The sequence below is a fragment of the Pseudogulbenkiania subflava DSM 22618 genome (genome assembly GCF_900177275.1).
Classification (GTDB): domain Bacteria; phylum Pseudomonadota; class Gammaproteobacteria; order Burkholderiales; family Chromobacteriaceae; genus Pseudogulbenkiania; species Pseudogulbenkiania subflava.
Genome location: NZ_FXAG01000003.1, coordinates 210,939 through 230,507 on the forward strand (window position 1 = coordinate 210,939; position 19,569 = coordinate 230,507).

General features: G+C 67.9%; 22 protein-coding genes. 9 read left to right on the plus strand and 13 right to left on the minus strand.

What is annotated here, in order from left to right:
• The first annotated feature begins 7 nt into the window (after positions 1-7).
• The 6 genes from B9N72_RS04150 to B9N72_RS04175 all read left to right on the plus strand — a co-directional run bounded on the left by B9N72_RS04150 (position 8) and on the right by B9N72_RS04175 (position 4,173).
• On the plus strand, positions 8-736 hold the full coding sequence (locus tag B9N72_RS04150; RefSeq protein WP_008952207.1) for an LOG family protein: 729 nt from the start codon (positions 8-10) through the stop codon (positions 734-736).
• A 5-nt stretch (positions 737-741) separates the two neighbouring features.
• A complete protein-coding gene (locus B9N72_RS04155; RefSeq protein WP_234985875.1) occupies positions 742-1,083 on the plus strand; it encodes a DUF2782 domain-containing protein in 342 nt (113 codons plus the stop codon).
• 10 nt (positions 1,084-1,093) lie between these two features.
• Positions 1,094-2,032, plus strand: coding sequence for a homoserine kinase (thrB, locus tag B9N72_RS04160; RefSeq protein ID WP_085275172.1), 939 nt, complete (start codon positions 1,094-1,096; stop codon positions 2,030-2,032).
• A 434-nt stretch (positions 2,033-2,466) separates the two neighbouring features.
• Positions 2,467-3,138 carry a hypothetical protein gene (locus B9N72_RS04165; RefSeq protein WP_085275173.1) on the plus strand — a complete coding sequence of 224 codons (672 nt, stop codon included), beginning with the start codon at positions 2,467-2,469 and terminating at the stop codon, positions 3,136-3,138.
• 22 nt (positions 3,139-3,160) lie between these two features.
• A complete protein-coding gene (locus B9N72_RS04170; protein ID WP_085275174.1) occupies positions 3,161-3,640 on the plus strand; it encodes an Lrp/AsnC family transcriptional regulator in 480 nt (159 codons plus the stop codon).
• Between the two features lie 77 nt (positions 3,641-3,717).
• A complete protein-coding gene (locus B9N72_RS04175; RefSeq protein WP_085275175.1) occupies positions 3,718-4,173 on the plus strand; it encodes an Lrp/AsnC family transcriptional regulator in 456 nt (151 codons plus the stop codon).
• A 51-nt stretch (positions 4,174-4,224) separates the two neighbouring features.
• On the opposite strand, the gene B9N72_RS04180 is transcribed toward B9N72_RS04175, so the two are convergent.
• The 8 genes from B9N72_RS04180 to B9N72_RS04215 form a co-directional block, all read right to left on the minus strand.
• Complete coding sequence (locus tag B9N72_RS04180; RefSeq protein ID WP_085275176.1) at positions 4,225-5,394, minus strand: trans-sulfuration enzyme family protein; 1,170 nt, start codon at positions 5,392-5,394, stop codon at positions 4,225-4,227.
• 60 nt (positions 5,395-5,454) lie between these two features.
• The gene (locus B9N72_RS04185; RefSeq protein WP_085275177.1) at positions 5,455-6,144 is read right to left on the minus strand and encodes an ABC transporter permease; all 690 of its coding nucleotides are present in this window, start codon (positions 6,142-6,144) and stop codon (positions 5,455-5,457) included.
• Positions 6,145-6,155: 11 nt separating this feature from the next.
• On the minus strand, positions 6,156-6,824 hold the full coding sequence (locus B9N72_RS04190; RefSeq protein ID WP_085275178.1) for an ABC transporter permease: 669 nt from the start codon (positions 6,822-6,824) through the stop codon (positions 6,156-6,158).
• 55 nt (positions 6,825-6,879) lie between these two features.
• Positions 6,880-7,668 (minus strand): transporter substrate-binding domain-containing protein, encoded by a 789-nt coding sequence (locus B9N72_RS04195; protein WP_085275179.1) that lies wholly within the window; start codon positions 7,666-7,668, stop codon positions 6,880-6,882.
• A gap of 20 nt (positions 7,669-7,688) precedes the next feature.
• Positions 7,689-8,477 carry an ABC transporter ATP-binding protein gene (locus tag B9N72_RS04200; protein ID WP_085275180.1) on the minus strand — a complete coding sequence of 263 codons (789 nt, stop codon included), beginning with the start codon at positions 8,475-8,477 and terminating at the stop codon, positions 7,689-7,691.
• Between the two features lie 54 nt (positions 8,478-8,531).
• Entirely contained in the window at positions 8,532-9,962 is a 1,431-nt protein-coding gene (locus tag B9N72_RS04205) for an aldehyde dehydrogenase family protein (protein ID WP_085275181.1), read from the minus strand.
• A 2-nt stretch (positions 9,963-9,964) separates the two neighbouring features.
• The gene (locus tag B9N72_RS04210) at positions 9,965-11,035 is read right to left on the minus strand and encodes a homoserine dehydrogenase (protein WP_085275182.1); all 1,071 of its coding nucleotides are present in this window, start codon (positions 11,033-11,035) and stop codon (positions 9,965-9,967) included.
• 206 nt (positions 11,036-11,241) lie between these two features.
• Positions 11,242-12,114: a LysR family transcriptional regulator gene (locus tag B9N72_RS04215; protein WP_085275183.1), complete on the minus strand. Its 873-nt coding sequence runs from the start codon at positions 12,112-12,114 to the stop codon at positions 11,242-11,244.
• 112 nt (positions 12,115-12,226) lie between these two features.
• Here B9N72_RS04215 and B9N72_RS04220 point away from each other — a divergent pair, with 112 nt between their 5' ends.
• Positions 12,227-13,270, plus strand: coding sequence for a YeiH family protein (locus tag B9N72_RS04220; RefSeq protein WP_085275184.1), 1,044 nt, complete (start codon positions 12,227-12,229; stop codon positions 13,268-13,270).
• A 496-nt stretch (positions 13,271-13,766) separates the two neighbouring features.
• On the opposite strand, the gene B9N72_RS04225 is transcribed toward B9N72_RS04220, so the two are convergent.
• Complete coding sequence (locus B9N72_RS04225; protein WP_085275185.1) at positions 13,767-14,384, minus strand: glutathione S-transferase N-terminal domain-containing protein; 618 nt, start codon at positions 14,382-14,384, stop codon at positions 13,767-13,769.
• A gap of 68 nt (positions 14,385-14,452) precedes the next feature.
• Between B9N72_RS04225 and hemF the strand changes: the two genes are divergently transcribed.
• A complete protein-coding gene (gene hemF, locus B9N72_RS04230; protein ID WP_085275186.1) occupies positions 14,453-15,361 on the plus strand; it encodes an oxygen-dependent coproporphyrinogen oxidase in 909 nt (302 codons plus the stop codon).
• Positions 15,362-15,662: 301 nt separating this feature from the next.
• On the opposite strand, the gene B9N72_RS04235 is transcribed toward hemF, so the two are convergent.
• Positions 15,663-16,124, minus strand: coding sequence for an Lrp/AsnC family transcriptional regulator (locus B9N72_RS04235; RefSeq protein WP_085275275.1), 462 nt, complete (start codon positions 16,122-16,124; stop codon positions 15,663-15,665).
• 147 nt (positions 16,125-16,271) lie between these two features.
• On the opposite strand from B9N72_RS04235, the gene B9N72_RS04240 reads away from it, so the two are divergent.
• Positions 16,272-17,180: a DMT family transporter gene (locus tag B9N72_RS04240; protein ID WP_085275187.1), complete on the plus strand. Its 909-nt coding sequence runs from the start codon at positions 16,272-16,274 to the stop codon at positions 17,178-17,180.
• Positions 17,181-17,325: 145 nt separating this feature from the next.
• Here the strand turns inward: B9N72_RS04240 and hisC are convergent, their stop codons facing one another.
• From hisC to B9N72_RS04255, 3 genes are all read right to left on the minus strand, one after another.
• On the minus strand, positions 17,326-18,384 hold the full coding sequence (hisC, locus tag B9N72_RS04245) for a histidinol-phosphate transaminase (RefSeq protein ID WP_085275188.1): 1,059 nt from the start codon (positions 18,382-18,384) through the stop codon (positions 17,326-17,328).
• 85 nt (positions 18,385-18,469) lie between these two features.
• On the minus strand, positions 18,470-18,832 hold the full coding sequence (locus B9N72_RS04250) for a DnaJ family domain-containing protein (RefSeq protein ID WP_085275189.1): 363 nt from the start codon (positions 18,830-18,832) through the stop codon (positions 18,470-18,472).
• Between the two features lie 99 nt (positions 18,833-18,931).
• The gene (locus tag B9N72_RS04255) at positions 18,932-19,537 is read right to left on the minus strand and encodes an FMN-dependent NADH-azoreductase (RefSeq protein ID WP_085275190.1); all 606 of its coding nucleotides are present in this window, start codon (positions 19,535-19,537) and stop codon (positions 18,932-18,934) included.
• Positions 19,538-19,569 lie beyond the last annotated feature (32 nt).

Here is a 19,569-nt window from a genome sequence, read left to right on the forward strand (position 1 = left end):
AATAGTTATGAGCTTGTCCGATAAATTGCCGCAGACGAGCGACCGTCACGCCGCGATGCAGCGTTTCCGTTCGCGCGAAGCGTGGCACGTGATGAAGATTCTGGCCGAATTCGTCGAATCGGCGGAAGAATTGCAGGGGATCCAGCCCGCCGTCAGCATCTTCGGCAGCGCCCGCACCCCGCGAGACCACACCTATTATAAGCTGGCCGAGGAAATCGCCCGCCGTTTGTCGGATTCGGGCTTTTCGGTCATTTCCGGCGGCGGCCCGGGCATCATGGAAGCCGCCAGCAAGGGCGCCTTCTACGGCCGCAGCCCGTCGGTGGCGCTCAACATCGTGCTGCCGCACGAGCAGAAGCCGAACGAATACCAGGACCTGTCGATCAAGTTCAACCACTTCTTCCCGCGCAAGGTGATGTTCGTCAAGCACGCCATCGCCTACGTGGTGATGCCGGGCGGCTTCGGCACGCTGGACGAGATGTTCGAGGCGCTGACGCTGATCCAGACCGGCAAGAGCCGCAAGATTCCGATCATCCTGTGCGGCACCGAGTTCTGGAAAGGCCTGCTCGACTGGGTGAAGGAGCGACTGGTCGGCGACCAGCTGATCAACCCCAACGACCTCGACCTCCTGAAGCTGATCGACGATCCGCAGCAGATCGTCGAGGCCATCTTCAAGCACTACGAGACGCGAGGCTTCGAGGCACTGCCCGAAGAACGCGAACAATTGCTCAATCTGTAATCTTCATGACCTCAAGGAACGCCGCCATGCGCCGCCTGCTCCCCCTCCTCCTGCTCGTGGCCGTCCCGGCCCTGGCAGACACGCCCCCCGCCAAGGCGGTGGTCCCGCCGCCGCCCAACGTGGCGACGGACGCCAACGCCGCCGTCGAGCCCGAAGTCCGCATCATCCAGAAGGGCAGCGACAAGATCGAGGAATACCGCATCAACGGTCAGCTCTACATGATCAAGGTCACCCCCGCCCATGGCGTGCCGTACTACCTGATGGACGAGGAAGGCAACGGCAGCATGAGACAGATCGACTCGAACCAGCGCCTGGTGATCCCGCGCTGGGTCCTGTTCCGATTCTGACGGGGGCGGCATGTCGGTTTACACCACCGTCGACAACGACACCCTGGCACAATGGCTCGAGCGCTACGCGCTGGGCGAGCTGGTCGAGCTCAAGGGCATCGCCGCCGGCATCACCAACACCAACTACTTCGTCACCACCACGCACGGCCGCTACGTGCTGACCATCTTCGAGGTGCTGAAGCTCGACGAGCTGCCCTACTACCTCGAACTGATGAGCCACTTGGCGCGCCACGGCGTAGCCTGCCCGGCGCCGATCGCCGACCACACCGACAACTTCGCCTCGCTGCTGGCCGGCAAGCCGGCCTGCCTGGTGACCTGCCTGCCCGGCAGCGACGTGGAGGCGCCGAGCGCGGTGCAGTGCCGCGCCGTGGGCGAGATGCTGGCGCAGCTGCACCTGGCCGGCACCACCTTCCCGCGCAAGATGCACAACCCGCGCGGCCCGCACTGGTGGAGCCAGACCGCCAGCGCGGTCTACCACTACATGGACGAGGCCGACGCCGCCAGCCTGCGTGCCGAGGTGCACTTCCAGGACAGCCACCGCTTCGACCACCTGCCCACCGGGGTGGTCCACGCCGACCTGTTCAAGGACAACGTGCTGATGAACGGCGACGCCATCGCCGGCTTCATCGACTTCTACTACGCCTGCAACGACGTGCTGCTGTACGACGTGGCGATCGCCGTCAACGACTGGACACGTCAGGCCGACGGCGAGATCGACGGCGAACTGGCGCGCGCGCTCCTGGCCGGCTACCAGGCGATCCGCCCGCTCAATGCCGAGGAGAAGCGCTGCTGGTCGGTGATGCTGCGCGCCGCCGCGCTGCGCTTCTGGACCTCGCGTCTGCTGGATCTGTACCAGCCCCAGGAAGGCGAACTGACCTACACCAAGGACCCCAAGGTGTTCCAGCGCCTGGTCGAAGCACACCGCGCGCGTAGCGACTTCTGGCTGTAAGCGCACCGCACCCGGTCTCGGCGATCCCGAGCCCGGGCGCTGCCGCCAGCCGGCTGGCGGCTTCCGTCCCCGTTTTGCCCCAACCCTCCTCCTCGCCCCCCCCAACTCCGCACCGACACTGCGCCATACCTCTGACGATCAGCCATAGCGGCGGTCGCAATGCGAGGCAGGACGTTCCTGCCGCCGCCAGCCTGAACCCGTCGCTTGGCGTGATGCCGCGCGCCGTAGCCTGCCGTGCGCTTTTGCGCGGCATGACGGACTGATTTACCGATATTGCGCGGCATTTCGTCTAATTCAGGTGCTTCTTCGACGTCTGGCAGAACTGTCACCACGGCAAAATGGAGCGCAACCGCGGCGTCGCGACGCCCCGCCTCGTTGCCGCGAAACGCGGTGGATCGCGAGCCCGGCCGCCGCTGCAAGACGAAGGAGGAGATATGTCCGAACTGCCGTTTGCCCTTTCCCGGCGCGTCGAACAACGCGTGGCCGCGCTGGCCGGCGGGGTCACGCTGGCGCCGATGGCGGCCGGCCCGAAATGGGTCTGCCAGCTGGTCGCCGAGGCGCCGGCACCAGGCCAGGAACAACTTGCGGCGGCCCGGCCCTGGCTGGCGACGCTGCGGCCACTCAACGTGCCGCTGCAGGACTGGAGTGACGAGGCCGCCGCCGCGCTGGTCTGCTCGGCGCGCGATAGCGCGGGCCGGGTCGGCGCCTACGCCGGGGTGGGCCGCGACGGTGCCGTCGAAATCGTGGCGACGCTGCCCTGCGGGCTGTGGTCGAGCGAGCCCTGCGTCTGGTGGCCGGGCTCGTACGAAATCCCGCTGCTGCGGCAACTCGACACGGTGTACGCCCCGCTGTGGCAGGCGTTGCGGCCGGGCGCGCCGGGCTATCTGTGCATGAGCCTGCTCGGCATGCGGGGCACGGCGCTGATCGCCAAGGGCGAGCTCGGCAACGAGCGGCCCTATCGCCTGCCGCACGAAATCGATACTCTGGCGCTACCCCCGGTGCAGTTCGAGACTGCCGCGGCGGATGCGCGGGACGCGCTGATGGCGGCACTCGATCAGGTCAGAGCGTACGCCGGGGTGAGCCCCGCGCATCCGTTCTACCTGTAACCCCGCTGGATTGGACTTCGCCATGCCCGCTACTCTCGATGCCTTCGACCGCAAGATCCTGGCGCTGGTGCAGCGCGACTGCTCGCTCAAGGCCGAGGCGATCGCCGAGCAACTGGGGCTGTCGACCTCCGCCGTGCAGAAGCGCCTGAAACGGCTGCGTAGCGAAAAGATCATCGCGGCGGAGATCGCGGTGCTGGACCCAGCCGTGGTCGGCCGCCCCATGACCTTCATCGCGGCGCTGGAAATTGAGCGCGACAACTACGACACGGTGGCGCGGTTTCGCGAGTGGGCTCGCCACGTCGACGCGATCCAGCAGATTTACTACGTGACCGGCTCGGCCGACCTGATCGCCATCATCACCACGCGGGACGTGGAAAGCTACGACCGGCTCACCGCCGAGGTGATGAAGGGCAACCCGATGATCCGGCGCATCACCACCAACGTGGTGCTGAATACCCTGAAAACCAGCCTGTTCGTGCCGCTCGAGGGCGCGGAGGAATAGCCCGCGCCGCGCCCCGGCAGGCGCCCTCATTCCTGCCCTGTCCTTGATCCGGCGCCACCTGCCCGGAGGGAGATACCATGCACGACAACGAGCTGGACACGATCGACCGCAAGATTCTCAACGAACTATCGCGCGATGCGCGCACCCCGGTGTCGACGCTGGCGCTGAAGGTGGGGCTGTCGCGCCAGGCCACGCGCCAGCGCATTGACCGCCTGGAGGCGCACGGAGTGATCGCGGCCTATACCATCCGCCAGCAGCGCCCGCGCGGCAGCGAGACCCTGGTGCCGGCGGTGATACAGGTCTACCGCAAGGACCGCATGCGCGGCAGCGACGTCACGCGCGCCATCGCGGCCATTCCCGAGGTGACCTACTGCGCGGTGCTGAGCGGGGACATCGACCTGCTGCTGACGGTGGAAGCGCGCTCGCACGAGCGCATCAACGAGATCTGGTCGGTCATTTCCAGCCTGCCCGGGGTGGAAAACACCAAAACGCATTTCGTGCTGTCGTCCGTGGTCGACCGCCTGCACCCCTGATCCCCCTGACGAGGCTGGGGCACCCGGCCCCGGTCTCATCCCGTTCCGCCGTTACAGCCGTTCCAGCGCCTGCAGCACGTCGGCCTTGATGTCGTCGATATGCTCCACACCGACCGCGTAGCGGATGGCGTTGAGCGGAATGCCCGACGCGGCCATCTGCTCGGGCGTCATGGTGCCGGCCCACATCGCCGCGGTGTGGATCACCAGCGAATCGACCCCGCCCAGGCTGGCGGCGTTGAGCGGCAGTTCGAGCAGCGACACGAAGCGCTCGGCCTCGGCGTAGCCGCCCCGTACCGAGAACGCCACGATGCCGCTGCCTCCCTTCATCTGGCGCTGCGCCAGCGCGTGCTGCGGGTGGCTGGCGAGCCCCGGGTAGAGCACCGTTTCGATCTTGGGATGGGCTTCCAGCGTTTCGGCCAGCGCCTGGGCGTTGGCGTTGATGCGCTCGATGCGCATCGGCAGCGTGCGCAGGCCACGCAGCAGCAGCCAGGCGTCCATCGGCGACAGCACCGAGCCCAGCGTGATGTGCGTCTTCCAGATGCGCTCGGCCTGTTCGTGACTGCAGCAGATCACGCCGGCGGTGAGGTCGTGGTGGCCGCCCAGGTACTTGGTGGCGCTGTGCACCACGATGTCGACGCCGAGGTCGTGCGGGCGCTGGTTGAGCGGGGTGGCGAAAGTGTTGTCGGCGATGGTGAGCACGCCGTGTTCGCGCGCGATGACGGTGATCGCAGCGAGGTCGGTCAGCGTCAAGAGCGGGTTGGCCGGCGTCTCCAGCATGATGAACCGGGTGTTGGGGCGGATGGCGCGGCGGAACGCCTCCGGATCGCCCTGATCGACGAAGCTCACCTCGACGCCGAAACGGCGCAGCATCTCGTCCATGAGGCGCGTGGTGCTCATGTAGTGGCTGCTCTGGCCGATGACGTGGTCGCCGGCCGCGACGAAGGTGAGCAGGGTGGCTGCCACCGCGCCCATACCCGAGGCGGTCACCAGCGCGGTTTCGGTGCCTTCCAGCTCGGCCATGATCTTCTTCACGCGCTCGTGCACCGGGTTGCCGTAGCGGGTGTAGTTGCGCGGGTGCTGCGGGATTTCCGACATCGCCGCGAACTCGGCGGCGTCGGCCGCCTTGAAGGTGGCGGAATAATGGATGGACGGTGCCACGGTCTTGTCGTCGGTGACGTCGTAGTCGGCGTGCACCACCAGGGTTTCGGGCCTGAATGCCATGTTCTCTCTCCAGAAATCGCCCCATCCGGCCCCTTGCCGGACGGCGGCGAGTGCCTCAGCTCAGCGCGGCTGATGGCAATTGATCCTGCGCTCGGCCAACCTCACCAGCAGCGAGAGCAGCAGCGTGACCGCAACGTAGAGCAGGCCGGCCACGATCAGCGGATCGGTGCTGTAGCTCTGCGCCGAGAAGCGCCGCGCCACCCCGGTCATTTCCAGCACCGTGATCACGCTGGCCAGGGCGCTGGCCTTGAGCTGCGACACCACTTCGTTGCCCAGCGCCGGGGCGGCGATGCCGATGGCGCGCGGCAGGATGATGTGGACGTAGCTGCCGAAACGGCCCATGCCGTAGGCCAGCGCCGCCTCCTTCTCGCCGTGCGGGACCCCGATGATACCGGCGCGCAGGTCTTCTGCCATATAGGCGGCGATATTCAGCGTCAGCGCCAGCAGCGCGCAGTTGAAGGCGTCGGCCAGCACGAACCACGCCGGCGAGGCGCGCACCGCCTCGAACTGGCTGAAGCCGTAGTAGAGGATGAAGATCTGCACCAGGAGCGGAGTGCCGCGAAACAGCGCCGAATAGCCGCGCGCCAGCGCCGCCAGGGTGCGGTTCGGCGACACCCTGGCCACCGCCAGCGGCAGCGCCAGCAGGAAGCCGCCGAGCGAGGACAGCAACAGCAGCTTGAGCGTGATCCACAGCCCGTCCACTAGCGCCTGGCCATGCTCGAACACGAATCCCAGGTAGTCGTAAAGCATCGTCGTTCTCCTCAGCGGAAGCCCTTGTTGGCGGATTTTTCCAGCGCCCCGAACAGCGGGTTGGAGGCGGCCAGCAGCAGCAGGTAGACCAGCGCCACGGCAGCGTAGAACACGAACGGCTGCTTGGTGTACTGCGCCCCGATCTGCGCCTTGCGCAGCATGTCCTCCAGCCCTACCACCGAGATCAGCGAGGTGTCCTTGAGCAGCGACTGCCACATGTTGTTGAGGCTGGGCAGCGCGGTGCGCCAGGCCAGCGGCAGGCGGATGAAGCAGAACAGCTGGACGCGGTTCAGCCCGTACGCCTGGCCGGCCTCGAGCTGGCCGCGACCGACCTCGAGAAAGGCGCCGCGGAACACCTCGGACGAGTACGCCGCGAAGATGATCGACAGCGCGAACACGCCGCCGAAGAAGGGGCTGATCTCGATCGCGCCGTCGAAATGGTCGGCGAGGAAGTTGGAGAGGCCAAAGTAGAAGATCAGGATGATCAGGAACTCCGGGATGCCGCGCAGCACGTTGCTGAGCAAGGTCACCGGGTGGCGCAGCCAGGGGCTTGGCGACAGCTTGGCCCACGCCGCCGTCAGGCCCAGCAGCAGCCCGAACAACAGCGACGTCAGCGCCAGCTCGATGGTCACCAGCGCCCCGGCCAGGAGCTGGTTGGCGTAGTCGGCCAGATCGTTCATGGTTGTGTTCCTCGTGGTGGAAGAGAAGGCCGGCGCGCGGGCGCCGGCCCGGGCCTTACCTGGCCGCCACGGGGGCGATGCTGAACGGGAAGTACTGCTTGTTGACCGCGGCGAAGCTGCCGTTGCCGTGCACGGTGGCGATGGCCTGGTCAAAGCGTGCCTTCAACCTGGCGTCACCCTTGCGCACCGCCACCGCGGTACCCTCGCCGAAGATTTCCGGGTCGGAAACCGGCTTGCCGACCAGCACGAAGCCGCCCTTTCTGCCTTCCTTGGTGATCCAGTCGAGTCCCACCGTGCTGTCCGCCAGCACCGCCTGGATGCGGCCGGCCTGCAGGTCGAGCCAGGCCTGGTCGAGGCCCTGGTAGACCTTCATCTCGATGCCCGAGCTGGCGCTGGGCAGGCGCGTCTTCAGGTAACTCTCGTGGATCGAGCCGCTTTGCACCCCCACCGTCTTGCCGCGCAGCGAAGCCGGGTTGTCGCTGATGCCGATGAGGCCCTTGGCAACGTACTGCACCGGGGCGATGGTGAAGATACGGCTGAAGTCGACGGTTTTGAGGCGTTCCGGGTTGACCGACATCTGCGCCAGCGCGGCGTCGATCTTGCGCGCCTTGAGCGCCGGGATCAGCGCGTCGAAGTCCATCGTCACCCACTGGCACTTGACCTGCATGGACTGGCACATCTGCTGGCCCAGTTCGATCTCCATGCCCTTGAGCTGGCCGCTCGGATCGCGGTATTCGAACGGCGCGTAATCGGCGAGGGTGCCGATGCGGACGACGTCCTGAGCGTAGGCGCTGGAGGTGGCGACGGCGGCGCCGACGAGCAAGGCTTGAACGATACGTTTCATGGTCTATTTCTCCTGGAGTTTTACTTGTTGGACATGCTGGACAGGAACTTCTGGAATCGGGGCGACTTCTGGCTGGCGAACACCTCGTCGGGGCTGCCGTCCTCCTCCACCCGCCCCTGGTGCAGGAACACCACGCGGTTGGCCACCTCGCGCGCGAAACCCATCTCGTGGGTGACCACCAGCATGGTGCGGCCATCCTCGGCCAGTGCGCGCATCACCTTCAGCACCTCGCCGACCAGTTCAGGGTCGAGCGCCGAGGTGGGCTCGTCGAACAGCATCACGTCGGGTTCCATCGCCAGCGCACGGGCGATGGCGACGCGCTGCTGCTGGCCGCCGGAGAGCTGGCTCGGGTAGTGGTGGCGCTTTTCCGCCAGGCCGACCTTCTCCAGCATCGCCAGCGCGGTGAGCTCGGCGTCCTTCTTGTCGATCTTCAGCACGCGCATCGGGGCGAACATCACGTTCTGCAGCACCGTCATGTGCGCCCACAGGTTGAACTGCTGGAACACCATCGCCAGCTTGCGGCGCATCTTGACGATCTGCGCCGGGTCCTCGGCGACGAAGGCGCCGCGCTTGCCGTCCTGGCGCAGGCGGATCTGCTCGCCGTTGACGCTGATGCGGCCGCAGTCCGGGGTTTCCAGGAAGTTGATGCAGCGCAGGAAGGTGCTCTTCCCGGAGCCGCTGCTGCCCAGGATGCTGATCACGTCGTGCGGCTTGGCCGCCAGCGTGATGCCCTTGAGGATTTCGATGCCGCCGAAGGATTTGTGCAGGTCCTCGACCCGCAGCACCTCGCGGCTGTTGCCGTCGCTCATCGCGTTCTCCTTGGTGGATGCCGCGCCGCCGCCGGGTGGCGGTGCGGCGCAGGTTCAGGGTCGGACCGCCGGCTGGCGGCGCAGGCAGAACACCTTGGGCTGCGACATCTCGTGCACCGCGAAGCGCACCCCTTCGCGCCCCAGGCTGCCGTACTTGGCGCCGCCGAACGGCATGCCGTCGAAGCGGTAGTCGGAGGAGTCGTTGATCATCACGCCGCCGGCCTCGAGCGCTTCGGCCAACCTCAGCGCCGTGTCGAGATCGCGGCTGAACACCCCGGCCTGCAGGCTGCTTTCCGAGTCGTTGGCGAGCGCCACAGCCTCGTCGAGGTCGGAGAACGGCACGATCGACACCACCGGAGCGAACACCTCGTCGCGCCACACCCGCGCCGTGCGCGGCACGTCGAGCAGCACCGTGGGCGCGTACAGCGCGCCGTCGCGGCGGTGCCCGGTGAGCACGCGCGCGCCCTGCCCGACGGCCTCCTCGACCCAACTCTCGATACGCCGCGCCGCGGCCTCGCTGATCATCGGCCCCATGTCGGCGTCCTCGTCGAGCGGGTTGCCGACGCGCAGGCGCCGGGTGGCGAGCGCGAAGCGCTCCACGAACGGCGGGTAGATCGCGGCGGCGACCAGGATGCGCTGGGTGCCGATGCAGTTCTGCCCGGCGGCCCAGAACGCGCCGGAGACGCAGCTTTCCACCGCATCGTCGAGGTCGGCGTCGGCGGTGACGATGACCGGCGCGTTGCCGCCCAGGTCCATCGCCATCTTCTTCAGCCCGGCCTGGCGCGTGATGGCCTCGCCGGTTTCCGGGCCGCCGGTGAACGACACCATGCGGATGCGGCGGTCGGCCACCAAGTGCTCCACCAGCGCGCGCTCGCCGTGCACGATCTGCAGCGCCTGGCGCGGCACGCCGGCGCGCCAGAACGCCTCGACCAGCCGTTGCGCCGACAGCGGCGCCAGTTTCGACGGTTTGAGGATCACGGCGTTGCCGGCGGCCAGCGCCGGGCCGAGCTTGTGCGCCACCAGGTTGAGCGGGTCGTTGAACGGGGTGATGGCGAGGATCACGCCGAGCGGCTCCAGCGTGTAATGGCCGCTGCGGTTCTCCGAGCCGAGGTAGGCGCTGAACGGAATGACTTCGCCGGCCAGGCGCTTGGCCTCCTCCGCCGACAGGCGCAACGTGTTGACGCAGCGCGCCACTTCCTTGCGCGCCTGGCGCATCACCTTGCCGGCTTCCAACGCGATGATGCGGGCGAACTCCTCGGCCTGCTGCTCGATCTCGTCGGCCACGGCGCCAAGCAAACGGGCACGCTCGTGGCGCGGCAGCGCGCGCGCTTCGTGGCGCCCGGCTTCGGCGCGCGCCACGATGACGTCGGCGGCCTCGGCCGGGGTGAGCGCCACCTCGCCCAGCGGTGCGCCGTCGAACTTGGCGTACACCGCCAGCGTCGACTGCCGCGCGGCGGCCATGATCGGGGGTTCTGCGCGGTCCATGGTCACTCCTTGTGTTGGGTGGCGAGCTCGTCGGCGAGCTCGATCAGGTCGGACAGGATGGCGAAGGCGGTTTCGGTGCGGCCGGCGCCCGGTCCGCTGATCGTCACCTGGCCCAGGAGGTCGGTGTCGAGGGCGATGGCATTGGTGGCGCCGGTGGCGGCCAGGAGCGGATGACCGGCGGGCAGGCGCTGCGGCGCGACGCTGGCGGCGAGGCGGCCGTCGGCCTGGCGCGCGGCCTGGCCGACCAGCTTCCAGGCGCCGCCCTCGGCGCGTGCGGCACGGATCTCGTCCTCGGACAGGTGGGTGATGCCGCGGCACGGCACGTCGCCCGGCTGCAGGCGGACGTCCCACAGCGCGTTGGCCAGGATGGTGACCTTGAGCTGCACGTCGTGGCCTTCGATGTCCGCCGCCGGGTTGGCCTCGGCGTAGCCCAGCCGTTGCGCCTCGCGGATCGCCTCGGCCATCGAGCGGCCCTGCTCGACTTGGCCCAGCACGAAGTTGGAGGTGCCGTTGAGGATGCCGGCGAAACCGTTGAAGTCGCAGCCGCGCAACGTGGTGGAGAGCTGGCGCAGCACCGGGGTGCCGCTCATCACCGCGCCCTCGTATTTGAAGCAGGCCTGGCCGGCGGCGGCGAGCTGCCGCAGCGAGTCGAGCGCCAGCGCCACCGGCCCCTTGTTGGTGGTCACCACGTGCTTGCCGTGCGACAGCGCGGTCTTGCAGTGCGCCAGCGCCGGCTCGCCGCTGGCGGGGTCGGTGAAGGTGGCCTCCACCACCACGTCGATGAAGTCGGCAGCCAGCAGCTCGAGTGTGCGCTCCAGGGTGAGATCAGGGTGGTAGCCGCCGTCGCTGCCGGCCAGCTCGCGGAACGAGAAGCCGTTGGCCGGCACCGCAGCCAGCGCATCGAGATCCAGCCCGCCGCGGTTCCACACCAGGCCGCCGCGCAGGTCGGTCACTGCGACGATGTTGAGCGTCAGGCCGTACTGCCGTTGCAGCAGCGCCCGCTTCTGCCGGAGCACGTCGACCAGTCCCTGGTTGACGCCGCCGTAGCCGATTAATGCCAGATTCAATTGCATCGTATTTCCCCGTCGAGTTAGTGGAACCGCAGGGAAATTCTAGGCATCCGAACGCTCGCGCACAGCTTGCCAATCGACTGATTTAACGGGGTTTTCCAGGCAAAGCGACAAGCCGACCTAACACTCTGTCAGGTCGGCGCCGCCACCGGGCGGAATGGCCAGGGCAGGACGCGCCGCGACGCGAGAAGGTTGGCCGAAGCGTGGGTTCAGTAAGCGGCCATGTCGAGGAACTGGCTGAGGCCCTGGGTGAGGGTCTTGTCGCGGTGCACGATGCGATGGAAGCGGCGCATCAGGCGCGGCAGCGCGGTGGCGAGCTCGACCACGCTGCCGGAGCGCAGCAGGTCGTCGATCACGCGCCGCGACAGGCAGCTCACACCCAGCCCGGCCGCCACCGCGCGCTTCAGCGCCTCGGAGTTGCCCAGCTCCATCACCAGGTTGACGCGGCCCAGCTGCGCCAGCAGCAGCCGCTCCACTTCCTCGCGCGTGCCGGAGCCGGGCTCGCGCAGCAGCCACGGCGCCGCCGCCAGTTCCTCCAGCGTCAGCACGCGCCCCGCCAGCGGGTGACCGGCGGCGCAGAACGGCACCAGTTCGTCGTCCAGCCACGGCATCACCACCAGCTCGGGGTGGTGGCACGGCCCCTCGATGAAGCCGGCGTCGACGCGGAACGCCGCCACTGCTTCGACGATGTCGCGGGTATTGGCCACCTCCAGCTCGACCCGTGCCTGCGGGTGCGCCAGGCGGAACGCGGCGATGCGCTCCGGCAGCAGGTAATTGGCCACCGTGGTGCTGGCGCCCAGGCGCAGATCGATGGCGCCGCCGCTGAACAGACCCTGCAGCTCCTGCGCCTGGTCGAGCAGGGCGCGCGCCCGCGGCAGCAGCAGCCGGCCGTGCTCGTTGAGCAGCAAACGCCGGCCGACACGGTCAAACAGCGCCGCCGCCAGCCCGCTCTCCAGCGACGCCAGCGCCTGGCTGGCGGCCGACTGGGTCATCGCCAGGGTATCGGCGGCACGCGTCACGGTGGCGCAGTCCGCCACGGCGACGAACACCGCCAGTTCGCGCAGGGTGAGTTTGAGCGTCATGGTCGCGCCTTATTGATCGGTTTTACTAATTGATATCAGTAATTTTATCCGTTTTACCACTGAATGGCCGAGCGCTATCGTGGCGTCACCCCCACTTATTCCATTTGACGCTATGTTTATTCCATCAATACGAAAAACGCTGCCCGGCTTGGCACTGACCCTGCTGCTGGCGACAGCGGCGCTGCTCCTGGCCACGCTCCCGGCACTGCAAAAGCTCGGCCTGTCGGCCCTGACGCTCGCCATCGTCGGCGGCATCGCCTTGGGCAACAGCGTCTACCCGGCACTGGCGCCGCGCTGCGACAGCGGCGTGCAGCTCGCCAAGCAGCGCCTGCTGCGCCTGGGCATCGTACTGTTCGGGCTGCGCCTGACGCTGCAGGACATCGCCGCGGTCGGCCCGGCCGGCATCCTGATCGACGTCGTGATGCTCTCCAGCACCTTCCTGCTGGCGTGCTGGCTCGGGCCGCGCTGGTTCGGGCTGGAGCGCGACAGTGCCATGCTGATCGGCGCCGGCAGCGCCATCTGCGGCGCGGCGGCGGTGCTGGCCACCGAGCCGGTGGCGCGCGGCGGGGCCGAGAAGGTGGCGGTGGCGGTGGCCACCGTGGTGGTGTTCGGCACGCTGGGCATGTTCCTCTACCCCGGGCTCTACGCGCTGGCCCAGGCGGCCGGACTGCACGGCCTGGACAGCCGGCATTTCGGGCTGTTCGCCGGCTCCACGCTGCACGAGGTGGCGCAGGTGGTGGCGGCGGGGCGCGCGGTGAGCGAGCAGGCGGCCGAGGTGGCGGTGATCGCCAAGATGATGCGGGTGATGATGCTGGCGCCGTTCCTGCTGCTGCTGTCGGCGTTCCAGGCGCGGCGCGAGCGCGGCGCCTGCGGCGGCAACGCGCGTCGCCTCACCATTCCGTGGTTTGCGCTGGGTTTCGTGCTGCTGGCCGGCGTCAACTCGCTGGGCTGGCTGCCGCCGGCCTGGCGCGCCGGGTTGCTGCAGCTCGATACCCTGCTGCTGGCGGCGGCGATGGGCGCGCTGGGGCTACACACCCAAGCGTCGGCGATCCGCCGCGCCGGACTCGCCCCGCTCGGGCTGGCAGCCTGCCTGTGCGGCTGGCTGATCGTCGGCGGCGCATTGGTCAACGCCGGGGTCGGGGTGCTGCTGAAGTGAACAACGGTAGGATGGGTGAAGCGCGGCGCAACCCATCACCGATGGGTGACGGCACTGACTGGGCGAAGCGTCGCGAAGTGAAGAATGATTCCACCCATCCTGCGCAGCTGCGATGAGCCTATTCCAGTAGACGAGCGAGCCAAAGCAGGTGGAGCGCTGCCGGAGCGCAGGAACCGGAATGGACACGGAGTCCATGAGGATTCCGATCGCTGAGCGAATTACTGCGTGCAAATCTTCGATTTGCTCAGCGATAAATTCGCACGCAGTCCGCCGGCACTCAAGAGGCGAAGGCGCAGCGGCCTAACGGGATAGGCATAGCGCCGCGAACAAAACCCAGCGCAGCGATCTTGGCTAGGCGCGCGGCCGCAGAAAACAAGGCGTAGCCGAAGTTTCAGCGAAGCTACATGCAAGTAGTACGGCAAGTGCTTGCTGGGCGAATCTCTACCGAGATTCGCACGCGAGCGCAACACCGCCAAGAGGGTTTTGTTCGTGGCTCTCAGCCCGGCACCGCCATGCCTCGCACTACCGCCGGCCGCGCGCCGATCTCGCGGTACCAGCGCTCGACGTGCGGATAGGCGGCAAGATCGATATCGTGCCACTCGTGGCGCGCCGCCCAGGGGTAGAGCGCCATGTCGGCGATGCTGTAGTCGCCGGCGACGTAAGGGGTTTCGGCCAGCCGGGCGTCGAGCACGCCGTACAGACGCTGGGTTTCCTTGTGGTAGCGCTCCATGGCGTACGGCACCTTTTCCGGGGCGTAGCGCAGGAAGTGGTGGGTCTGCCCCAGCATCGGCCCGAAGCCGCCCATCTGGAACATCAGCCACTGCAGCGCCTGGTAGCGCGCAAAGCCCGAGGGGGGCAGGAAGCGACCGTGCTTCTCCGCCAGGTAGATCATGATGGCGCCGGACTCGAACACGGTGATCGGACCGCCTTCGGGGCCGTCGCTGTCGACGATGGCCGGAATCTTGCCGTTGGGGTTGACCGCCAGGAAGGCCGGCGAGAACTGATCGCCCTGACCGATGTCGACCGGCTCGACCCGGTAGCCCAGACCCAGCTCTTCGAGCAGGATCGAGACTTTTCTTCCATTGGGCGTGCCCCAGGTATACAACGTGATCATGAATGCTCCTTGCCGGGCGGCGCTGTCGGTTACAATGCCGCGCTAACGATCACGCTAGGATACCGCGAATGAGTCACTTTTCCTCTACGGTGGTGCACGCCTTCCTCACCGACCTGCAGGACCGCATCTGCGCCGCGCTGCAAACGGCCGACGGCGGCGCGTCGTTCGTCGAGGACAGCTGGCAGCGCGAGCAGGGCGGCGGCGGCAGGAGCCGCGTGCTGACCGGCGGCGCGGTGTTCGAGCAGGCCGGCGTCAACTTCTCCCACGTCACCGGCGATACGCTGCCGCCGTCGGCCACTGCCCATCGTCCGGAGCTGGCAGGCCGGCGCTGGGAGGCGATGGGCGTGTCGCTGGTGGTGCATCCGGAGAACCCCTACGTTCCCACCAGCCACGCCAACGTGCGCTTCTTCATCGCCGAGAAGGAAGGCGAGGCGCCGGTGTGGTGGTTCGGCGGCGGCTTCGACCTGACGCCGTTCTACGGCTTCGAGGAGGATGCGGTGCACTGGCACCGCGTGGCGCACGACCTGTGCCAGCCGTTCGGCGCCGAGGTCTATCCCCACTACAAGCAGTGGTGCGACGAGTACTTCTTCCTCAAGCACCGCCACGAGGCGCGCGGCGTCGGCGGCCTGTTTTTCGACGACCTCAACGCCTGGGGCTTCGAGCAGAGCTTCGCCTTCCTGCAGGCGGTGGGCAACGGCTACCTCGACGCCTACCTGCCGATCGTGGCGCGGCGCAAGGACACGCCGTGGGGCGAGCGCGAGCGCCAGTTCCAGCTCTACCGGCGCGGCCGCTACGTCGAATTCAACCTGGTGTGGGACCGCGGTACGCTGTTCGGCCTGCAGTCGGGCGGGCGCACCGAGTCGATCCTGATGTCGATGCCGCCGCTGGTACGCTGGGAATACGGCTACCAGCCCGAAGCGGGTTCGCCCGAGGCGGCGCTGTACGAGAAGTTTTTGCCGGCGCGCGACTGGCTGTAATACGGCAGCCAGGATGGCGGCGCGCGTCCTGCGCTCCGGGTGGGCGATGGCTTGCGCTGCGCTGCATCCATCCTGCAACCTGGCTGTCAGCGGACTCTCCCCTGGCGGGGCGCAATCGTAGGATGGGTGGAGGGGCCACTCTTCGCGACGCCATGCTTGCCACGCTCGGTCAGCGCCGTAACCCATCAGGTGATGTCACCCTTCGGGCGATGGGTGACGCGGCGCTTCGCCCATCCGACCATCCCATTCCCTCTGCTGAATCGAGCGTTGGCCGTGCTTCGGCCAACCTTTCGCCTCGCACTCACTCCAGCCCGTCGAGCGGCAGCGGCGCGCCTGTCTTGACCGGGCGGATCGCGAAGTTGCTGGTCATGTCCTGCACCATGCTCAGCGTCTGCAGCTTGCGCACCACGCGCTCGTAGCCGGGCAGGTCGGGCACCACCACTTCCAGCAGGTAATCGTAGGCGCCCGACACCACGTGACAGCTGATCACCTCGTCCATCAGTTGCACCGCGTCCTCGAACAGGCGCGAGGCGTCCTCCCTGTGATGCATCAGTCGCACGCTGACGAACACCGTGGTGGCGAGCTTGAGCCGCCGGCGGTCCAGCACCGCGCGGTAGCCGCTAATGAACCCCTCCTCCTCCAGCCGCTTGAGTCGGCGCGCCACCGGGGTGGGCGACAGCGCCACGCGTTCGGCCAGTTCGGCGGTGCTGAGGCGCCCCTCGCGTTGCAGCAGTTCCAGCAGTTGCCGGTCGATGCGGTCCATGGCCATGCCCTCGTTGGTCGAATCAACCAACTATAGCGATTTTTGCGCCGGCTTCCACCAATAAAGACGGCATCTTTACCGCATTTTGCCGGATAACCCTCCGCTGGTGCGCCGATAATCGGCTTATTCCACCTACGGAGCCGTGCCATGTCCGCCGCCACCCTCGCCCTGCCCGCCGCCGCCCCGCGCTCCGGCCTCGTCGCCGGCCTCGCCGCGCTGGCCGTGACCGTGCTGATCTGGTCCAGCTTCTTCGTGTCGCTGCGCGCCGGCGCACGCGCCCAGCTGCGCCCCGAGGAGCTGGCACTGATCCGCTTCGCCCCGGCCGGTCTCGGCTTCCTGCCCTTGCTGGTGCGGCGCTGGCGCCGCATCGCGGCGGTGCCGTGGCCGCTCTTGGCGTCGATCCTGGTGGGAGCCGGGCTGCCCTACTTCCTGATCGCCGGCCTCGGCATGCGCCATGCCCCGGTGGCCGATGGCAGCACGCTGATTCCCGGCACCCTGCCGCTGTGCGTCGCCCTGCTCGGCACGCTGCTGTACCGCCAGCGCCCGCCGGCGGCGCGGCTGCCGGCCTTGCTGCTGATCGGCGCCGGGGTGCTGGTGCTAATGACGCTCAACCACGGCCAGGGCGAGCTGGGGCGGGGTTACGCGCTGTTCCTGCTGGGCAGCCTGATGTGGGCCAACTACACGCTGGCGCTGCGCCGCTCCGGGCTGTCGCCGCTGGAAGGCGCGGCGCTGATCTCGACCGGTTCGCTGGCGTTGCTGCTGCCGTGGCTGCTGCTGCATCCCCCGCTCGGGCTGCAGACGCTGCCGGCCAGCCAGCTGGCGCTGCAGGGACTGATCCAGGGGCTGGGGGTGGGGCTGGTCTCGACGCTGTGCTACGCCATCGCCATCTCGCGCCTCGGCGCCGAGACGGCTTCTGCCGCTGGTGCGCTGACCCCGGTGCTGGCCTCGCTGCTAGCCCTGCCGCTGTTCGGGGAAATGCCCGGCGCCGGCTCGCTGCTCGGCATGGCGCTGATCGTGGCCGGGGTGATCGGCGCCAGCCGCGCCGCGCCCCGTTGAGTCCCCGCTGCGCCACGGTGTCCCCCTCCCTGCTCGAACGGATCGGGGGCACGTCGGAGTAAGGCCGCCCGGGAAAAAACATGGCCGCCATCGCGCAAGCGACGGCGGCCATGATGCTGTCCGGCCGTGGTGGAAGACGGCGGACTCAGCCCAGCCTGGCGCGCAGCGACTCCAGCAGCGCCTGGCACTCGGCGTCGGTGCCGACGGTGATGCGCAGGAACTGCGCGATGCGCGGGGCGTTGAAGTGGCGCACGATGATGCCCTCGCTGCGCAGCGCGGCGGCCAGCGTGGCGGCGTCGTGGCCGGGATGGCGCGCGAACACGAAGTTGGCGGCCGACGGCAACACCTCGAAGCCCAGCGCTTCCAGCCCCGCCGTCAGCGTGTCACGGCTCGCCATCACGGCGCGGCGCGTGCTGTCGAAGTGCTCCTCGTCCTCGATCGCGGCGGTCGCGCCGACGATCGCCATGCGGTCGAGGGGGTAGGAGTTGAAGCTGTTCTTGACCCGTTCCAGCGCGTCGATCAGTGCCGGGTGGCCCACCGCGAAGCCGACACGCAGCCCGGCCAGCGAGCGCGACTTGGACAGCGTCTGCACCACCAGCAGGTTGGGGTAGCGCTCGACCAGCGAAATCGCACTGTCGCCGCCAAAGTCGATGTAGGCCTCGTCCACCACCACCACGCGCTGCGGCTGGGCCGCGAGCAGACGTTCGACCGCGTCGAGCGCCAGCAGCCGGCCGGTCGGCGCGTTCGGGTTGGGGAAGATGATGCCGCCGCACGGGCCGAGGTAGTCGTCGATATCGAGGCTGAAATCGTCGGCCAGCGGCACGGTGCGGTAGTCGATGTCGTAGAGCTTGCAGTAGGTCGGGTAGAAGCTGTAGCTGATGTCCGGGAACAAGAGCGGCAGCTCGTGCTTGAGCAGGGCGCAGAAGGCGTGCGCCAGCACCTCGTCCGAGCCGTTGCCGACGAACACGTGGGCCGGCGTCAGGCCGTGGCGGCGTGCGATGGCGGCCTTGAGCGGCGTGCTGTCCGGATTGGGATAGAGACGCAACGACGCGCCCAGCTCGCGGCCCATCGCCTCGACGGCGCGCGGCGACGGCGGATAGGGGTTTTCGTTGGTGTTGAGCTTGATCAGGCGCTGATGCTGCGGCTGCTCGCCGGGGGTGTACGGCGTGAGACGGGAAACGGTGGAACTCCAGTATTGACTCATGGCGGGTCCGGGATGACGGGATGGATGGCTGGAAAACCTCCATCCTAACAAACGGCGCACCGCTGCGGCAGCGCCGTTCGTCCCGCTAGCGCTCCAGCCGGCGCAGCAGCTTGGCGCCGTACGCCCCCTCGGCACTCACGGGAGGGAGCCCCACCTCGGTCAGACGCTGGTTGAGCAGCGCCAGGCGCTTGAGTCCGCGCGAGAGCGCATCGCCCTCGGCGTCGGCCAGCGTCATGGCCAGCTGCACCGCCTCGCGCCGCGCCTCCAGTTCCGGCGGCAAGTAGCCAGCGTTCTTCAGGATGCGCCAGGCCATGCGCTGCTCGGGCGGCACCAGGGGGCTGATGTCGTCCTCCGGCAACGGCTGGCCCTCGCCGGCCAGATTGCTTAGCTCGCCCTTTTCCGCCGCTTCGGCCAACCTTTGTTCGCCGATCAGCGCCAGGATGTCCATACCACGCCCTCCTCTACCCTGATGCTAGCGCGGACTCGGCGCGGGCGACAGCATGAAAAAAGGGGCCGAAGCCCCTTTTGGTTTCCTGCGTAGCGTGATTTACACGGCAATGGAAGCAATCGCCGACTTGGCCGCATGAATCGCGGTGGCGCGCTGGTCTTCGCCCATGTTGACTGCTTCGGCACGGACGATCTCGACGTCGGTGATGCCGAGGAAGCCCAGCACGGTCTTCAGGTAGTCTTCCTGGAAGTCCATCAGGCGGCCCTGCTCGGTGGAGTACACGCCGCCACGGCTGGAGGCGACCAGCACCTTCTTGCCGCCGGCCAGGCCGACCGGACCGTTCTCGGTGTACTTGAAGGTGCGGCCGGCGGCGGCCACGCGGTCGATCCAGGCCTTGAGCTGCGACGGGATCGAGAAGTTGTACATCGGAGCACCGATCACGATCACGTCGGCGGCCAGGAACTCGGCGATCAGCTCGTCGGTCAGCACCTTCTCGTTGCGCTGGGTGGCGGTCCAGTCCGCTTCCGGCGTGAAGTTGGCGCCGATGATCTCGCCCGACAGGTGAGCGATTTCGGCCCCGGCCAGGTCGCGGTAGCTCACTTCGAGAGCCGGATGCTGGCGACGGACGTTGTCGACCAGGGCGGAGGTCAGCTGACGCGAAACGGAGTTGCCGAGGATGCTGGAATCGATGTGAAGCAGTTTCATGGTGGTGCTCCTGTAAAAAGTGGGTACAGGTG